Genomic DNA, 17,637 nt, shown 5'->3' with positions numbered 1-17,637 from the left:
ACTCCAGTCTCATAAGGGGTAAAGCTCTTTAATCGGGCCTTGGTTTTTTGTCTCGACCTGTGCGTACAGGTTATTCAAAGCTGCCTGTAGTGCCTCTTCGATCACCGGGTGATAGAAGGGCATGCGGATCAGATCCCCAACGGTTAGGTCTTGTGAAATGGCCCAGTTCAACAGGTGTGCCAGATTCTCACCCCGGGTGGTGATCATCTCCGCGCCAACCATCCGCCCTGAGGATTTCTCAGCGTAGACACGGATTACACCCCGGTTCTGCCCCATGATCAGCGCCCGTCCCACAGGAGCCAGTTTCACCTCGCCGATGGCTGTGTTATCCAGGTCCAGTTCCTGATAGCGTTTGCCGACCAGGCAGATATTGGGATCACAGAAATTGATAGCCAATGGGACCTTGCGTTTGAATCCCATCACATCATCATGGGCAGCGTTATAACCGGCGATTTTGCCTTCGTCCCCGGCTTCGTGAAGAATTGGTTTTTCACCGTTCAGATCACCGGCGATGAAGATATGAGAGTTGCCGCACTGCATGGTGTTCGGGTTGTATAGAGGGATGCCATTGGCATCGAGTTCTATGCCGGTATTGGTCAGCGACAATCCTTCCACATTGGGTGTCCGCCCAAGGCTGGCAAGCACCTTGTCGACAACCACGGAATTCTCACCGGCGCTGACCCTCACTTGCTCGCCCTCAGCAGAGAGTTCTACCGCTTCTCCCAGATAGATTGGGAATTCCCGCTGCATAATCTCCAGTGCGGTCTTGGATACCTCGGGATCGGTGGTGCCACCAATGGTCTCAGCCATGTCGAAGCCACTGACCTTGATACCCAGTCGGTTGAGTGATTGACCAAGTTCCAGGCCGATGACACCCAGGCCGACAACGGCCACCGATTCCGGCAGATCCTCCAACTCAAAAAAGCTGTCGGTGGTTAAAACCTTATCGCCAAAAGCTTCCCATGCCTGGGGTACCACCGGCCGGGATCCTGTGGCGATGACGATTTTCTCGGCAATCACCCGATCACCGTTATCGAGTTGCAAAGTATGAGGATCGACGAACTCCGCATAGGCTTCGACGAACCGCTCACCCATATTGTCCGTACTGTTCGATAGCACCCGGTCGACGAAGTTGTCACGTAGGTCCTGAACATGTTCCATGGCTTCCGGAATATCGATCGTCATTTCGGTATGGCCATCCACGCCGTAGCGATCAAGATGGGTGCGGCGATGATAATCCTCGGCAACCTGGATCAGGGCTTTGGAGGGCATACAGCCAACCCTGGCACAGGTGGTGCCCGGTTCTCCGCCATTGATCAGCAGAAAGTTCTTCCCGCTCGGTCCAACCTGGCCGGTAGCGTTTAGACCGGCGGTACCGGAACCCAGAATAGCGACGTCGACACTTTTTTCTGCCACAGAAATCTCCAGTGAATATTTTGATGGGCGAAATTCTAACGACTTGGCCGTTAAATTTCAGCTTCTATCCGTGTGGGTTTTGGCTGTTGTGGATTTCACCAACGAATTAACGGATAAAAAACGCGTTATTGTGTCAAACTAGGACCTCTCGGTTTCAGGATACAGACCCTGAGATGCGTTCATCATAATTATTAAGATCAAGCTGAGGAGAATCACATGAAATGGCTACTAACGACTCTATTGCTCCCAACTCTTGCACTGGCCCAGCCACCAGGGCAGGGGGGAGGACAGATGGATCCTCAGCAACATTTTGACCAGTCGAAAAAAGCCATGCTACCGCTGATCGAGAAGAGCATCCCGGCCATGCAGGAGACCAAGAGCTGTCTGAATCAGGCCAAGGATCAGGCAACGTTTCAAAAATGTGTCGAGATCATGATCGCCCTGGAGCAGGAGATGCAGGCTAAAATGGGCCGTGGTGCCATGCCAGGCGCAGACAAAGCTCAATCACAGCCACCGAAAAAGATCGAGTTCAACGAGCAGAACAAGCAAAACATGCTGAAGTTCCTCGACCAATCCATTCTGGTGGGTCAGTCATTGAAAAACTGTTTCACTTCAAGTCAGTCAGCGGATCAGATGCAGAGCTGTATGCAGGCAGCAAAGCCGAAGCAGTAGCCGATAGGGCCTTGTTGACAGGCATCCAATCGGATTCGTGTTAACCGGTACAAGCTTAATAGTCTGAATAGTGCCGGCCTGGATTGAACAGGCCGTGCGGATCGAATACCGCCTTCAATCCCTGCTGGATCTTCAGGATGCGGGGGTGAAGCGGGTGGAAGATGTCGCCACTTCGATCACCATTGCGAAACTGTAAGGCATGTCCACCCTGACTCTCAACCAGAGTGCGGATCTCCGTTGCCGGGCGCTCGCTGTAGAGCCAGCGTAATCCACCGGACCACTCTTGCAGGCAGGGTTCAGTCAGTTCCAGTGGACTGGTCGGTTTCAACGAAAGTCGCCAGAGTGGTTTGGATTGTTGGAAAAAATCGAGCTTGTGATCTCTGAGCTGTTGCCAGAAGCCGGTTGATTCAGTGCTCTCCTGCAGGCCGTATTTCTGGCGGATAGCACCGAGACGCTGATGACTGCAGGCGAGTCGAATCGCCTGTTTGTCCGCCAGGCTGAAGCTGGCGGTGACAGGTTGTGATTCGGCGATCATCTCCCCGACCAGGCGGGTCGCACTGTGCGGATCCCGATCAAATATCAGGGTATGCTCCTCAACGGGCTTGGGCAGTACCTTGATGGAGACTTCCAGCAGTACTCCTAGCGTGCCCATTGCACCGGCCATCAAGCGGGAAATGTCATAGCCTGCGACATTCTTCATCACCTGACCACCGAAGCTCATGATTCTGCCCTGCCCATCCAGCAGTTTGATGCCCAGAAGAAGATCTCTTGGGGAACCGCCCCAGGGGCGTCTGGGACCGCTGAGACCGGCCGCGATAGCACCGCCGATCGTACCCTTGCCATCGAAATGGGGTGGTTCGAAAGGCAGCATCTGGCCATTCGCCGCCAGAGCCGCTTCAATCTCGTCCAGCGGGGTTCCTCCGCGGGCGGTGATCACCAGTTCGGTTGGCTCATAACTGACGATGCCCCGGTTGCCGCTGAGATCCAGAACCTGCTGCTGGCCCAGTTCCCGCCCATAGAAATCCTTACTGCCACTACCCATCAACCGCAGGCAGCTATGCTCGGCCAGTGCATCTTTGATGTTGGCCTGCAGCAGTGATGATTGATCTTGATCGCCAGACATCAGAAACGCTCCAGCTCAGGAAAACGCAGCTTGCCCGCATGGACGTGCATGGCGCCAAATTCCGCACAGCGGGCCAGGGTCGGGATCGCTTTGCCCGGATTGAGCAGATTGTGGGGGTCAAAAACCGCCTTTACCGCATGAAATGTCTCCAGTTCAGGATCCGGGAACTGAGCGCACATCTGGTTGATCTTCTCGATACCCACACCATGTTCGCCGGTTATGGTACCCCCCACGGCGACACAGAGTTCGAGGATTTCACCACCAAACTCCTCGGCTTTTTCCAACTCACCCTCATTGTTCGCATCATAGAGGATCAACGGATGCAGATTGCCGTCACCCGCATGAAAGACGTTGGCGCAGGGCAAGCCATACTTTTCAGACATTTCACCGATCATGGTCAAGACCTTGCCCAGTTGGTTGCGCGGGATCGTGCCATCCATGCAGTAGTAATCCGGCGCCAGCCGACCCACTGCGGGAAAGGCATTTTTACGGCCGGCCCAAAACCTCATGCGCTCGGTTTCATCCTCAGCCGTACGCACCTCACGGGCACCGGAATCGAGCAGAATCTGACGAACCCGCATGATCTCTTCGGAGACCTCATCTTCACTGCCATCAACCTCACACAGCAGTATGGCCGCCGCATCGGTTGGATAACCGGCATGTACAAAATCCTCCGCAGCGCGCAGTGAGAGGTTATCCATCATCTCCAGACCGGCAGGAAGAATCCCCTTGGCGATGATCTCCGCAACTGCCTTTCCAGCGATCTCCACTTCGTCGAAAGCGGCCAGAGCCACCTGCTGTCGCTCCGGGATCGGCAACAGTTTCACCACCACTTCGACCACCAGGCCGAGCATACCCTCTGAGCCGGTGATCAGGGTCAACAGATCGAGGCCCGGGGCATCCAGGCCGTTGCAGCCGAAGGTCAGACGCTCACCATCAATGGTGATCAGGGTGACCTGCAACACATTATGCAGAGTGAGGCCATATTTGAGGCAGTGAACTCCCCCCGCATTTTCCGCCACATTGCCACCAATCGAACAGGCGATCTGGGAGGAGGGGTCCGGTGCATAGTAGAGTCCATAGGGTTTGGCCGCTTCACTCACAGCCAGGTTTCTCACCCCCGGTTGGACGCAGGCCAAGCGGTTGTCCCGATCGATTTCAATGATCTTATTGAGTCTGGCCAGACTGAGTAATACCCCCTGTTCGTGGGGTAGTGCCCCACCGGAGAGACCGGTTCCCGCACCACGGGCCACGACGGGAATCTGCCTTTCATGACAGTGTTTCAGGACAAGCTCCACCTGGTCTGCGGTGTAGGGCAAGAGGACAATCAAAGGAACCTTCCGATAGGCGGACAGACCATCGCACTCAAAAGGGATCAACTCCTCCTCACGATAGATGACGCAATCGGAAGGGAGCATGTTTAAAAACTCTGCCGCAAGGCTCTGGCGGTCAATACCCATCAATAGATCCTACATGGTCTGTCATTCATATGGATCCGTATCGTTTATGACACGGAGGCATTGCATCGCGTGCGGGCTAGGGCCTCTGGGCTCATCGCGATTGCAACACTCATTGTATGCGATTGTTCCAGAAATAGACTACCAGGTTAACCTGGGTAAGTTAGGGTTTAACAGAATGACTCTGGAGAATTTTGGCAATCAATGGATAACCCGATAGATTACAGATGGATAGAGTTCGTCTTTGATCGTCAATTCAATTGGTTGCCAGACTGGTATTATGAGAGAGTAGGAATGGATTGGATCTTGCCGGTACACTTCGGCAAACGACGACAGTTTGAGTTGTCGGATTGATAAAAACGGAGTGGCCGAACAGCTCGGCTGAATAGGCCGACGACTAACGCGCCGTATTAATCAGAAAAAAGATAATGAAGATATATATGACATTGGCAGTTGCCCTGGGTCTGTTGATTTCACAGGGTGATGGATTTGCTGCAGAAAAACTTAAACGCGCCATTGATATGGAAGTGGCTGGGCAAAAAGCGGCCGGTAACTCCCAGAAGAGTGTTGAGCGCCTGGATGACGAAAGCCGCAAGATGCTTGAAGAGTATCGTCTGCTCAATCAACAGCTGCAAAGGACCAAACTGGCAAACGACGATCTGCAATCCCAGGTTGAGCGGCAGTCCGCTGAGATCAGACGGATTACTGATGAGCTGCAGGAGATTGATCGTATGCGCAGCGAACTCGATCCGCTGATGCAGCAGATGCTGGAGACCCTGGCTGAGTTGGTTGCCAGAGACAGCCCGTTTCTGAGTGAAGAGCGGGAGGCTAGAGTGGCCTCTCTGCAGAGTGCCAGTGAGGATCGCACCAATGAGATTTCCGAGCGCTATCGACAGCTGCTCGAGGCCTACCAGATCGAGGCGGACTACGGCCGCAACATTGAGGCCTATCAGGCCCAACTGGTGACCGAGGGTGAACAGCAGAAGATGGTGGATTTTCTGAGAATCGGTCGGGTCGCCCTGTTTTACCAAACCCTGGACGGTAAAGCAGGGGGGGTATGGGACAATCAGAATCGTCGCTGGATCAGCCTCGATTCGAGTCATATGACAGAGTTGACCCGGTCAATGCGGATAGCACGCAAGCAACTGCCGCCCGACCTGATGGTACTACCGATGCGGATACCTGAAGGAGGCGGCCAATGAATCGACTGCTTCGTTTTATCATCTTCCTGATCGGTGCGGTCGCTCAGCAACCCATGGCACTGGCCGCAGAGGATTCGTTACAATCCCTGCTGGAAGAGGTCAGAAAGTCCCGCCAGGTACAACAAAGCAGAGATCAGGCCAGGGAGAAACGATTTCTCGAGCAGCATCAGCAGCGAAAGTCGGAGCTCGAAGCCATCAGACAGCAGCTGCAGGCGGAACAACAGCGCCAACAACAGCTGCTGGTTCAATTCGATGATCAACGTGAGGAGCTTGAAAAACTCAAACAGACCCACCAGCAGAGTACGGGAAGTTTCGGGGAGTTGTTTGGGGTGGTCAGGCAGGTTGCCTCAGAGAGTTTGAACCTGTTCAAAAATGATCTGACCTCGTCCAGACAACAGCAGGATCTGGCCATCCTGGAAGAGGTCGCCAGCAGCCGTTCGCTTCCCTCACTGGAGCGTCTGCAGGATCTGTGGGAGATCTTTTTGACACGCATTATCCAATCCGGCCAGATCTGGCAGGCATCATTGCCGGTGATCCTGACCAGCGGAGAGGAGCAACAGGAGCAGGTGACCGTCGTCGGACTGTTTAATGCATTATCCAACGGCCGCTACCTCAGATATCTGCCGGAAACCGCCCGTTTCGTGGAGCTGAGCAGACAGCCGGCTCCCCGTTACCAGCTGCTCGCCAAGCAGGCGGAACAGAGTGACGGTGGTTTACAGAAATTGGCAATCGATCCCTCCAGAGGGGCTATCCTGTCACTGCTTGTGGCCTCGCCAACCCTCACTGAGCGGATACAGCAAGGCGGATATATCGGCTATTTCATACTTTTCCTGGGTGCACTGGGTTCACTGGTGATCATTGAGCGAGTGATCAGTCTTTTTTGGGTCGGGCGCCGGGTGAAGCGGCAACTGAAACAGGAAGAGCCGATGGAGAACAATCCCCTCGGAAGACTGCTCGCCATCAATCGACAGCATCATGCTATCTCCGGGGATGCCCTGCAGAAACACTTCGATGAAGCGATCCTCAGGGAGCTGCCGAAACTCAGAAGAGGGCTGCGATTGCTGGCCATCTTTGCCGCCGTCGCGCCACTGCTCGGTCTACTGGGTACGGTGACCGGCATGATCGAGACCTTTCAGTCGATCACACTGTTCGGTACCGGTGATCCGAAGTTGATGTCAGGGGGCATCTCCCAGGCTCTGGTGACCACCGAATTGGGATTGGCCGTGGCCATCCCGATGGTCCTGCTGCACAGCTATCTCGCCGGTCGGAGCAACCGGGTGATCCGCCTGCTGGATCAACAGAGTGCCGCAATGGTGGCGGCCCGTACTGGAAGCTGAGATGGAGATCCTGCTGAACTGGCTACCACTCGATGCACTGCGCCTGTTGGAGCGTGGCGGTATGATCCTGTTACTGATCCTGCTGCTCTCCCTGATGATGTGGAGCCTGATCATCTATCTCTACCTGCATATCTGGTGGCGCAATGGCGAACAGGTCAGTGATCGCTGCATGCCCTGGCTGCCGTTGATCATCTCCCTGGTACAGATTCTGCCGATGGTTGGACTGCTGGGTACCATAGAGGCGATGATTGAGCTGTTCCATGTGATCGCGCAGCACGGATCCGGCAATATCCGGGGGATGGCCGGCGGAATTTCACAGGCCCTGATCACCACCATGGCCGGGCTGGTGGCCTCACTTTCCGGCTACTACTTCTCCAGCGATCTGCAACATCGGTTGAGCTACCACGCCACGCCCCAGGAGAGTCTCTGATGCGCCATCAGCATGTCGACGAGGAGAGCGGTGAACTGGCGATCAATCTGACCCCGTTGATCGACATGGTGTTCATCCTGCTGATTTTTTTCATGGTGACCTCATCCTTTGTCAAAGAGACCGGGGTCGAGGTGGATCGTCCCAGTGCCGCCACAGCCACTATGAAACAGCAGGCGGCAATTCTGATCGGCGTCACCCACAAGGGTGAGGTGTGGATCGACAAACGCCGGGTTGACGTGAGGGCTGTTCGGGCCAATGTGGAGCGTCTGCATGCGGAGAATCCGGAGGGTGCTGTGGTCATCATGGCAGATCGGGAGGCACCAACCGGTGTGGTGATCCGGGTATTGGATCAATCACGCCTTGCCGGAGTGGATAGTGTATCCATTGCAGCAACCCGGGATCAGGAGTAATGCGTTTTCTGCTTGCCGCACTGATTGCAGTAGTCGTGAACATGGCTCTGTTTCTGCTGCTTGACCGGATGCTGAGTGAAAAGGCGATTCAGGTGGATAAACTGGTCTCATCAGAGATCATTGAGTTCGTCCGTCTGAAATCTGAGCCAGAGCCACCTCCCCAACAGGAGCCCGAGCAGATGGAGGAGCTGCCGGAACCACCTCCGGCGGTACCGGAGACACCCCTGCAGCCCCTTGCTGTGGATCGCCCCGAGCTTGCGGAGTGGCAAATCCCCGAACTGGATATCCCGCTGCAGATCGGTAGCGGCCCCTATATCGGTGTACGGCCGGAAATGCCGACCACCCTGGCGGCAGAGCCTGTGCCGCGAATGCGCTTCCCACCCCGCTATCCACAGCGGGCACTGATGCGCCATGTTGAGGGGAAAGTGGTGTTGCGCTTTACCATCAATCCGGACGGTTCGGTCAGTGATGCTGAGGTGATTGAGGCTGAGCCAGCGGGGTATTTTGAACAATCGGCGCTGCGTGCAATCAGCCGCTGGCAGTTTCACCCCAAAGTGGTGGATGGCAAGGCGGTTTCAAGGGTTGCGACCCAAACCATTAGCTATCGTTTGAACTGATGAGATCTGTAAAGCAAGTCATGGTGTATTGGTGTCTCGGGGTTGGCCTGAGCCTGCTGTTGTACACGCCACTGCATGCCACAGAAGCGCTGCCCAAGGATGCGGCTGATGCGAAGCGCTACACCTACGACTATCTGTTCATGATCGATGCACTGATACGCAATGAAAAGTATCAGCGTGCCCGTATTGAACTGGACGCTCTACTGGAGCGGGTCAAACAGAATCCGGATGAGACGGCGCTGACCCGTCAGGCTTATGGGTATCTGAGTATCGGCCTGAAGGACTACCCGTCGGCCATCGATCATTTTCTGTTTGCGGTGGAATCCGGGGCATTGCCGACCGGGGTAAGCCTGAATTTACGCTACACCCTGGCCCAGCTGATGTATCAGGAAGAGCGCTATAAAGCCGGGCTTGCACAGCTGCAGAGCTGGTTTGAACAGAGCGAAAAGCCCACTCCCCAGGCACGGGTGTTACTGGCCAGTTTTTACTATGCGCTGAAAAAGTACAGCCAGGCGATCTCTGCCCTGAAACTGGCGATCAAGCAGTCCGACTCACCACAGGAGTCCTGGTATCAGATGTTGGTGGGGCTCTATTTTGAGACCAGACAATACAAGCCGAGCGTACCCGTGTTGCGGATTCTGGTGAATAAATACCCGGCCAAAGCCCAATATTGGCAGCAGCTGTCAGATGTTCTGCTGCAACTCGGCCGAGAGCAGCAAGCGGTAGCCGTGCTGTCACTGGCGGCTTCCAGAAAACTGGTTGATGAGAGCGGTCTGATTCGACTGGCCAAACTCTATCTGCAACTCAACAATCCTCTGGATGCGGCGGAACTTCTCAGCGGTGGCATTCAACGAGGCGATATCAGGCGGCGTAAAGAATCCCTGACTCTGCTGGTTGACGCCTGGTTGTTGGCAAGAGAGCCGGAGCAGGGGATCAAGGTACTGAAGCAGTTGTCGGAGATCGATAAGTCGGGCAAGCCACAACTCAGAATGGGGCGTTTGTTGATGGAACAGGAGCAGTGGCAGGAGGCTCAGCAACAACTGGAACTGGGCATCAAACTGACCCGCAAACCGACTTTTGAAGACTGGTTGTTATTGGGTAGCACCCACTATCGGCTGGCCGACTCCACCGCCGCGCACTCTGCATTCAAATCAGCGTTGAAACTGGCTGACAAACCCCAACAGAGTGAGCTTGCTCAGCGCTGGATCGACTATCTCGCCACACCCTAGTGGTCCACTCGATATCCCCCGGTCAGCCAGCTTCCAGGTGAGTGATATGCCGCACCAATTGTGTGATATGCCCTATTGCTGATGCTGCTATGTCACTGAAAAATGGATCTACTCATTAGATATCAGTAGCTTAAGATTTTGGCTCAAAAACTGCTATTTAACACCGTTTCCAAGAATTAAATAATCGAGGTGATTAGATGCGTTTTACGGCCCTATCATTGGCAATCAGTTCCATACTAACCACTCAGGCAGTTGTGGCAGATGAACATACGGAAGATCTGCAGGATGTGGTGGTTGAGGCAGAAGGTGGAACCAGTCCAGCAGTAACAACAGCACCAATGGATGGGGCTTCAAGTGGTATTCCTGGTGATGCAGCGGATTTTCTCAGGGACATCAACGGCGTTTCCGGTATTCGTATGGGTGGCCAGGGTATCGATCCGATCATTCGCGGTCAGAGTCAGAACCGTCTGAATATATTGATGGATGGCGCTTACATCCATGGCGGCTGCCCAAACCGAATGGATCCTCCAACCGCCTATTCCGCCATGGAGAGCTACGACAGTGTCACCGTGATCAAGGGATCGCAGACAGTTATCTATGGTGGTGGCGGCAGTGGCGGCACCGTGCTGTTCGAGCGTAATGCGCCGAAATTTGAGCAGGGCAAACCCTATCTGGGCAGTGCCGAAGTCGGCTATAAGAGTAATTCTCAAACCAAAGAGGCCTCGGTTGATGTGGCGGCCGGTACGGAGCTGGGATTTGCCCGCGGCATCATTGGCTATAAGGATGCGGACAACTACGAAGATGGTGATGGGAATGAGGTACGCTCCGCATTCACCAAGCAGTCCGGCAACCTGATTCTGGGTTATACCCCGGACACCCACAAGCTGCTGCAGTTGAACCTGGAAGCGACCCGCGAAGATGATGCGCTGTATGCCGGTGCCGGTATGGACTCGCCAATGAGCGATGCGGACAACATCAGACTCAAGTATGAGCAGAACGACCAAGTTGGGCCGTTTTCGGCGATCAAGGCTGAGATCTACTCAAGTGAAGTCGATCATCTCATGGACAACTACTCACTGCGGGAGTTGACCGCTCCGATGCGTATGAGTGTGCCGACAACCTCCGATACCAGAGGCGGAAGATTGTTGGCGGACCTGATGCTGGGTGAGACCACTCTGACAGTCGGTTTCGATATTCAAAACAATGAGCGCGATGCGGATCGTTTCTCCGGCATGGCCAATATGGAGCCGACCTCCCTGCAGTCCATCATGTGGCCCGGCGCCGAGTTGGAGCAGACCGGTATCTTCATGGAACTATCCCAACCGATTGGCACTCTGGACCGGGTCAAGGCCGGACTGCGATACGATCGGGTCGATGCCTCCATCTCACGGGGTGATGAGAAACCCGATCTGGGTCCAAGCCCAACGCCAAACAACCTCTATGCGGCCTACTACGCCGACACTTCCGACGAGACCACGGAGAACAATGTTGGTGGTTTTGTCCAGTATGAGCGGGAAGTCGGTGACGGTACCTTCTACACCGGCTTCAGCCGCAGTGTCCGTACTGCAGATTCGACGGAACGTTATCTGGCAAGCTTTTCACGCAATATGATGACCATGATGGATATGAGCTGGGTGGGTAACCCGGAACTCGAACCTGAAAAACATCATCAGCTGGAGGCTGGTCTGCGCTGGCAGGGTAGCGCCTGGGATACCGATGTTTCGGTCTTCTACAATGATGTAAGCGACTATATCCTGCGTGACAAGGCACGTGGTCAGGATGGTATTCTGGTGGCCAATGGCACGGCCAACATCTATCGCAATGTGGATGCTGAGTTCTATGGTATTGAGTGGGAGGGTGGATACCAGATCATGGAATCCCTGAGCACCACCGCCAGTCTGGCCTATGTTCGGGCGGAAAACACCACCGATGATCGCAACATCGCGCAGATCGCACCACTGGAAGCCACCATCGGTATGGAATATACAATGGGCGCCCTGGAGTTCGGCGGCAATCTCCGCATGAATGCAGAACAGACCCGAGCGGATCTCGAGAATGGCAGTGGCCAGGATGTTCAGGAGACTCCGGGATGGGGTGTGATCGACCTGTATGGCAGTTATGAGATTGCCGAAGCGGCCGAAGTGAGTTTTGGTATCGATAATCTGCTCGACAAGAGCTACGCCTACCATGTCAACCGTGCCAACGCGGATCCATTCAATCCGGAAGCGATTCAGGTCAATGAGCCGGGGCGTGAGGTTTGGGTGAAAGCCGGGGTCCGGTTCTGATCCGAGCTGCTGCTGAAAGAGCAGGGTGGTGGCTTTGCTTCCACCCTGTTTATTAGCTCCACAAACGGACGCGATTGACCGTAAATTGATTCCGATTGGTACTCCGCAAGCCTGGAGCAAAGCAGGGTTGGATTGACTACATAACGACAGTTTGGGATTGGTTTCAATTTCACTCTGTATGATCTTTCTTTGTTAAATCATCCGAAGTATTTGTTGGAAAAGGTCGATTTGCGTTCATTCGCGTCTATTGGCGTGCTTCCTCCTACTATTCTGTAATCATATGGCGTACTTCCAGGTTAGGTTTGAAGAGCCTGTCAATCTGCATTGCTGAAGACAGGGTGCGCTAAAGCGGGATACAATCCCGTCTGATCCAGATACGGCGATTCCCAGGCTCCCCTCATGTCCCAAACTGTTCCACCACCCGAAGAGAAGGTGCAACATCTATTCTGGGGAATCATCAGTACGATACTCGCCTGTTTCCTGTTGGCCATCATGGATGGCCTGGGCAAGTGGCTGATGCGCGATCTGCCAATGCCTGAGGTGGTCTGGGCACGCTATTTTTTTCATACGGTGATTGTCGCTATCCTGTTCTCCTCCCGCAGTGGATTGGCTTTTGTCCGGGCTAAAAGACCAGGGATACAGCTGGTCAGGGCGATCTGTCTGATGGGGGTAACGCTGAGTCTGTATAGCGCCATTCAGACAATATCCCTGGCGGATGCCACCTCGATCGTCTTTTTTGCTCCGGTTCTGGTTACCCTGTTGGCCGGCTGGTTTCTCAAGGAGAAGGTTGGTGCCACTGAATGGTCTGCGGTAGGGATCGGTTTTATCGGTGTGCTGTTCATCGTCAGGCCCGGGTTCCGTGATCCCGATCCGGCCTTGTTGCTTGCCTGTCTGGCAGCCGTCTGTCTGGCCTTCTATTTTGTATTGACCAGAGCCCTGAAGGGACATGACAGTGAGCAGACAACTCTGTTTCACACCACCTTTGCCGGTGCGGTGATTCTGACTCTGTTACTGCCAATCTGGTGGCAGCAACCTTCACCAATCCAGTGGGTCTTCCTGGTGGTTACCGGTGGATTGGGTGCAAGTGGACACTTCCTGCTGGTGAAGGCGTTCCATATGGCTTCCGCATCGCTGCTCTCCCCCTATCTGAATGCACAGATCGTAGCTGCAGCTCTGATCAGCGTGCTCTTTTTTGATGATCTGTTGGGTTGGCCATTCTATCTCGGCTCGATACTGATCGTCGGAGCCGGTCTGATGATCTGGCTTCACCAGCGTTTGCTGGCCACACTGTCAGCTCGTAAATTACGGTAATCCTGAATTTATCTCGAGCCGGCTCTGCAGCAGCAGTTCAGATCGATCAGGCATAAGCGAGCCCTGCTCTCTGTTACAAGAGCAGGACTCGATTACAGCCGGGTTGATTGGAATCAGCTTTTGCTGAGCATGTCGTCGATTATTGCTTCACAATCGAGCCAGTCCTGCACGTCATAACCGGGTTCGAAGTTCCGCGACTCAGCCCGATAATAGGCCATCGTGGCGATCATCTCGTAACGTTCCCGTGGACTGATTAATCCTTTGCTCGGAGTGCTTTTTTTCGCGACCCGTTTTTTAGTGACTTTTTTCTTGGCTGTCTTCTTTTTGGCAACTTTGGGTTTGGCAGCCTTTTTCTTCACGGTTTTCTTTTTTGAAACCTTTTTCTCGTTCTCTTTTTCCTGCTTCTTGTTCACGGTATGCCCTCTAAAGTGTCGTTAAATATCGCTATCAAAATTCAAACCTGAACCCATGGATTCAGCTACAAGCTGTAATATTTTTTTTCTCAGGCAAACTTATAGTGATCGTTATCGGAATTGTCCAGAAATTCAGGTGATAACTGTGGGCTCGGTACGGCCTGTGCGTTGTGCGATTTCCGCCAGATTCTGAGCAATGGTCACCAGAGGCTTCATCACCTCTTCTGTGGGTGAGGTCTGTTTCTGTGGATCTGGCTCATAGGCCTCCAGGTAGACTCTTAAAGTCGCACCCTGAGTGCCTGTACCTGAAAGTCTGAAGACAATCCTTGATCCATCCGTAAAGCCGATCCGGATACCCTGATTGCTTGAAATGCTGCTGTCTACCGGATCCGTGTAGGAGAAGTTGTCGGCATACGCCACCTGGTATCCATCGATGTCGCTGTCCACCAGGCTGTCGAGCTTATCGCCCAGCGATTGCATCAATGCTTCTGCAGCAGCCTTATCGATGGCTTCGTAGTCATAGCGGGTGTAGTAGTTTCGGCCATAGGATTTCCAGTGTTCACGCACGATTGACTCGACAGACTGCTGCCTGACTGCCAGCAGATTGAGCCAGAACAGCACGGCCCACATGCCATCCTTTTCCCGAATATGGTTGGAGCCTGTGCCGAAACTCTCCTCTCCGCACAGGGTGATCTTTCCCGCATCGAGCAGATTTCCGAAGAACTTCCAGCCGGTCGGGGTTTCATAACACTCCAGGCCGAGTTTCTCGGCAACCCGGTCCGCTGCCTGGCTGGTTGGCATGGAGCGGGCGACCCCGCTGATGCCTGAGGTATAGCCTTTAACCAGGTGGGCATTGGCCGTGATCACGGCAAGACTGTCACTGGGGGTGACAAAAAAGTCACGTCCCAGGATCATATTCCTGTCTCCATCCCCATCCGATGCTGCGCCAAAGTCGACGCCGTTGTGCCCCTGGGTATTTGTAACCAACTCGTGAGCATGAACCAGATTCGGATCCGGGTGGCCACCACCGAAATCAACTTTCGGTGTACTGTTGATTACTGTACCCGGTTCAGCACCCAACCGTTCTTCAAAAATATGTTTGGCGTAGGGACCGGTGACTGCGTGCATGGCATCGAAGCACATCGTGAATGCACCGGAATTGAACAACTGGTGAATACGTTCAAAATCGAACAGATCCGCCATCAGCTCCGTGTAGTCGATTACCGAATCGACAATTTGGATCAACGTCTCACCAATCCGCATTTCGCCGACCTGATCCAGATCCACATCATCATGATCCGTGATGCGATAGGCGTCGATCTGTTTGGTGCGACTGAATATCGCCTCGGTGACCGATTCCGGGGCAGGTCCGCCGTTGGGGGTGTTGAATTTGATGCCGAAGTCCTCATCCGGCCCGCCGGGGTTGTGACTGGCTGAAAGAATGATCCCCCCATCCGTCTTGTATTTGCGAATCAGGCAGGAGGCGGCCGGGGTGGAGAGCAGACCGCCCAAACCGACAATCACCTTGGCGACACCGTTGGCAGCCGCCATTCTGAGGATGATCTGGATCGCTTCACGGTTATAGAAGCGTCCATCCCCGCCCAACACCAGACTGCCGCCACTCAGATCGGTTTGAGTGTCGAAAATGGCCTGTACAAAATTCTCCAGGTAGTGGGGAGTTTGAAACACTTTGACCTTTTTCCGCAGACCGGAAGTGCCCGGGCGCTGATCATCAAAGGGCTGGCTGGCGACATTGTTGTTGTTCATGATTTTTGTACTTCAAATTGTTTGATTGCTGGGATAGCTGCTATTCAACCATATCTGGTGTAGTCAGTTGAAGCTCGGATGGTGACATATTGCCTGGTTATGTCCGTGTGATTGTAGGAAGATTACAGCCAGGTTTCGTGACACCGGTTCGATTTGTGCCAACCGGCCGTGCCTCTATCCGGGCGAAACGTCAGGCTGAAGATTTTTGCAGTAGATAACTTCAGGCACAACAAAGCGTGGTAGAATGTCTGCCCCATTATTGCTCTCACAGAGGTTTTCCCCGAAGCGAAGCCTCCGTCTCACGGGATCAGTCAGGATCGTCGCTGTTGACGCAAACATGGATGAAAGATAAAACATGACTCAATTAAGACCGATACAAACGGGGTGGATAGGATGTCTTGCGTAAAAAATCACAGGCACGACCGTAAACTGGCGATACGCATGCTGGGCATGTTCAGTATCCTCTCACTGTCTCCGGCAGCTCAATCGGGGGAGTGGATTGTCTCCCCATCGATCACGCTGGACGAGATCTACACGGACAATGCACTGCTGGCCAATGATGACAAGCAGACGGAGTATGTCACCCGGGTAAAGCCCGGAATATCCATTCTGCGGGAAGGCGCCAGGACCAATCTGGATTTCAACTACTCCCCTGAATACCGCTACTACAAAGAAGAGACCAGGGATAACGACACGGTGCATATGCTGCGCGCCAACGCTGATGCGGAGCTGATGGAGAACCATCTCTATCTGGACCTCTGGGCAACGGCCGACCAGACCCGGATCTCTTCCAGTCGCAACAGCCCGGACGGCCTCACTGGTCCAACTGAGAATCTGGACTACTACACCATGGGGGCAAGTCCCTATTATACGACCCGGTTCGGCAATACCAGTGTCCTGGAAGCGCGTTACTCGACTGACAAGGTCGACTATGAGGAGGATACCGAGGTTGACAGTACATCACAGAAGTACAATCTGATCCTCGGTAGCGGAAGCTACTCGACGGCCCAGGCCTGGGAGCTCTCTGCCAGCCATACCAGGGAGGATTTTTCCGGTACGGCCGAGGACAATAAGATCTCGATCTTCCGTGGGGAATTTCTACAACAGATCACCCGTCGCTGGGCGGTGGCCTTTGCCGCAGGTTATGAAGATTACGACCTGGTCATCGGTGAAGATGTGGATGGGGAAATCTGGTCGGTAGGCCTTGTATTTACGCCAACCAGCCGTACCCGTTTCGCGATTGGCGGCGGTGAACGGGCATTTGGCGATGATTACTACGTGGATTTTGAGCATGAGGCCAGCAGATCGGTCTGGCGTGCCACCTATAAACGGGATTACATCAGTGCCCGTGATGAAGCGACTCATACCTCACTGTTCCAGCGCCAGGATGCCTTTGGCAATGTGGTGCGGGATGCCGTGCTCGACAATCCGCCACCGGTACGGGTTACCGGTGTCTCCACCCTGAGTGCGGAGTATTACGAGGTCGATCGTGTCGATGCCTCCTATCTGTTCAGCGCTCAACGTACCCGCTTTGAAGTGCGTGGTGGGTACATCAAACGGGATTATGTGGTCGATACTCAGGATACCGAGGATAGCACCGCTGCCATCTCATTCAGTCGACTGATCAGCCGCAAGATTACCGGGGTGGGACGCTTACTCTGGTCGGATCATGAGCAGGAACTGAGCAACTATGATGAGTGGACCGCCTCTTTAGGTCTCGGCTACCTGCTCGGTCAGGATGCCAGGGTCTCAATCGGTTTCAGCCATCTTGAACGGGATGGGGATACTGAATTGAACACATATGAAGAGAATCGTGTAAATATCGGATTCATGGCTAGTTTTTAAATCTATTGAACATTTGGCCTTGAAAAACAGGCCGACGATCCCAACTATCTGACCAATTTATAATCCTGGAAGCGGTGCCGGGTGGTAATACCCATTGCGAATCGGCTCGCTTTACAGGAGTTA

The 17,637-nt window shown here is 53.9% G+C and carries 15 protein-coding genes; 10 read left to right on the top strand and 5 right to left on the bottom strand.

The features are described from left to right. Positions 1-9 precede the first annotated feature (9 nt). Positions 10-1,416 carry a dihydrolipoyl dehydrogenase gene (locus A3193_RS09700; RefSeq protein WP_069006618.1) on the bottom strand — a complete coding sequence of 469 codons (1,407 nt, stop codon included), beginning with the start codon at positions 1,414-1,416 and terminating at the stop codon, positions 10-12. Positions 1,417-1,632: 216 nt separating this feature from the next. Here A3193_RS09700 and A3193_RS09695 point away from each other — a divergent pair, with 216 nt between their 5' ends. Next, positions 1,633-2,088, top strand: coding sequence for a hypothetical protein (locus A3193_RS09695; protein ID WP_139117086.1), 456 nt, complete (start codon positions 1,633-1,635; stop codon positions 2,086-2,088). Positions 2,089-2,143: 55 nt separating this feature from the next. Here the strand turns inward: A3193_RS09695 and glcE are convergent, their stop codons facing one another. Both glcE and A3193_RS09685 read right to left on the bottom strand, forming a co-directional pair. Next, positions 2,144-3,211: a glycolate oxidase subunit GlcE gene (gene glcE / locus A3193_RS09690; protein ID WP_069006621.1), complete on the bottom strand. Its 1,068-nt coding sequence runs from the start codon at positions 3,209-3,211 to the stop codon at positions 2,144-2,146. Beyond that, positions 3,211-4,671 carry an FAD-linked oxidase C-terminal domain-containing protein gene (locus A3193_RS09685; RefSeq protein WP_069006624.1) on the bottom strand — a complete coding sequence of 487 codons (1,461 nt, stop codon included), beginning with the start codon at positions 4,669-4,671 and terminating at the stop codon, positions 3,211-3,213. Before A3193_RS09685 ends, glcE begins: the two co-directional genes overlap by 1 nt. Before the next feature lie 425 nt (positions 4,672-5,096). Between A3193_RS09685 and A3193_RS09680 the strand changes: the two genes are divergently transcribed. The 8 genes from A3193_RS09680 to A3193_RS09645 all read left to right on the top strand — a co-directional run bounded on the left by A3193_RS09680 (position 5,097) and on the right by A3193_RS09645 (position 13,489). Continuing rightward, the gene (locus A3193_RS09680; protein WP_069006626.1) at positions 5,097-5,870 is read left to right on the top strand and encodes a DUF3450 domain-containing protein; all 774 of its coding nucleotides are present in this window, start codon (positions 5,097-5,099) and stop codon (positions 5,868-5,870) included. After that, entirely contained in the window at positions 5,867-7,207 is a 1,341-nt protein-coding gene (locus tag A3193_RS09675; protein ID WP_141694776.1) for a MotA/TolQ/ExbB proton channel family protein, read from the top strand. Before A3193_RS09680 ends, A3193_RS09675 begins: the two co-directional genes overlap by 4 nt. Beyond that, complete coding sequence (locus A3193_RS09670; protein ID WP_305782017.1) at positions 7,173-7,637, top strand: MotA/TolQ/ExbB proton channel family protein; 465 nt, start codon at positions 7,173-7,175, stop codon at positions 7,635-7,637. Before A3193_RS09675 ends, A3193_RS09670 begins: the two co-directional genes overlap by 35 nt. Beyond that, positions 7,637-8,047 carry an ExbD/TolR family protein gene (locus A3193_RS09665; RefSeq protein WP_069006630.1) on the top strand — a complete coding sequence of 137 codons (411 nt, stop codon included), beginning with the start codon at positions 7,637-7,639 and terminating at the stop codon, positions 8,045-8,047. The genes A3193_RS09670 and A3193_RS09665 overlap by 1 nt, the downstream gene beginning before the upstream one ends. Continuing rightward, positions 8,047-8,664 (top strand): energy transducer TonB, encoded by a 618-nt coding sequence (locus tag A3193_RS09660; RefSeq protein WP_069006632.1) that lies wholly within the window; start codon positions 8,047-8,049, stop codon positions 8,662-8,664. Before A3193_RS09665 ends, A3193_RS09660 begins: the two co-directional genes overlap by 1 nt. A gap of 20 nt (positions 8,665-8,684) precedes the next feature. Further along, the gene (locus A3193_RS09655) at positions 8,685-9,893 is read left to right on the top strand and encodes a tetratricopeptide repeat protein (RefSeq protein WP_069014771.1); all 1,209 of its coding nucleotides are present in this window, start codon (positions 8,685-8,687) and stop codon (positions 9,891-9,893) included. A gap of 197 nt (positions 9,894-10,090) precedes the next feature. Continuing rightward, the gene (locus A3193_RS09650; protein ID WP_069006635.1) at positions 10,091-12,178 is read left to right on the top strand and encodes a TonB-dependent copper receptor; all 2,088 of its coding nucleotides are present in this window, start codon (positions 10,091-10,093) and stop codon (positions 12,176-12,178) included. 399 nt (positions 12,179-12,577) lie between these two features. After that, a complete protein-coding gene (locus A3193_RS09645) occupies positions 12,578-13,489 on the top strand; it encodes a DMT family transporter (protein ID WP_069006638.1) in 912 nt (303 codons plus the stop codon). 113 nt (positions 13,490-13,602) lie between these two features. Here the strand turns inward: A3193_RS09645 and A3193_RS09640 are convergent, their stop codons facing one another. Together A3193_RS09640 and A3193_RS09635 are read right to left on the bottom strand one after the other, a co-directional pair. Beyond that, the gene (locus A3193_RS09640) at positions 13,603-13,902 is read right to left on the bottom strand and encodes a DUF2934 domain-containing protein (RefSeq protein ID WP_069006639.1); all 300 of its coding nucleotides are present in this window, start codon (positions 13,900-13,902) and stop codon (positions 13,603-13,605) included. Between the two features lie 132 nt (positions 13,903-14,034). Continuing rightward, positions 14,035-15,669, bottom strand: a complete 1,635-nt coding sequence (locus tag A3193_RS09635) for an alpha-D-glucose phosphate-specific phosphoglucomutase (RefSeq protein WP_069014603.1) — start codon at positions 15,667-15,669, stop codon at positions 14,035-14,037. A 393-nt stretch (positions 15,670-16,062) separates the two neighbouring features. On the opposite strand from A3193_RS09635, the gene A3193_RS09630 reads away from it, so the two are divergent. After that, positions 16,063-17,514, top strand: coding sequence for a TIGR03016 family PEP-CTERM system-associated outer membrane protein (locus A3193_RS09630; RefSeq protein ID WP_083218481.1), 1,452 nt, complete (start codon positions 16,063-16,065; stop codon positions 17,512-17,514). The last annotated feature ends 123 nt before the right edge of the window (positions 17,515-17,637 follow it).

Origin of the sequence: Candidatus Thiodiazotropha endoloripes (genome assembly GCF_001708965.1) — a bacterium.
Classification (GTDB): domain Bacteria; phylum Pseudomonadota; class Gammaproteobacteria; order Chromatiales; family Chromatiaceae; genus Thiodiazotropha; species Thiodiazotropha endoloripes.
This window is presented reverse-complemented; position numbering and strand designations above follow the sequence as displayed.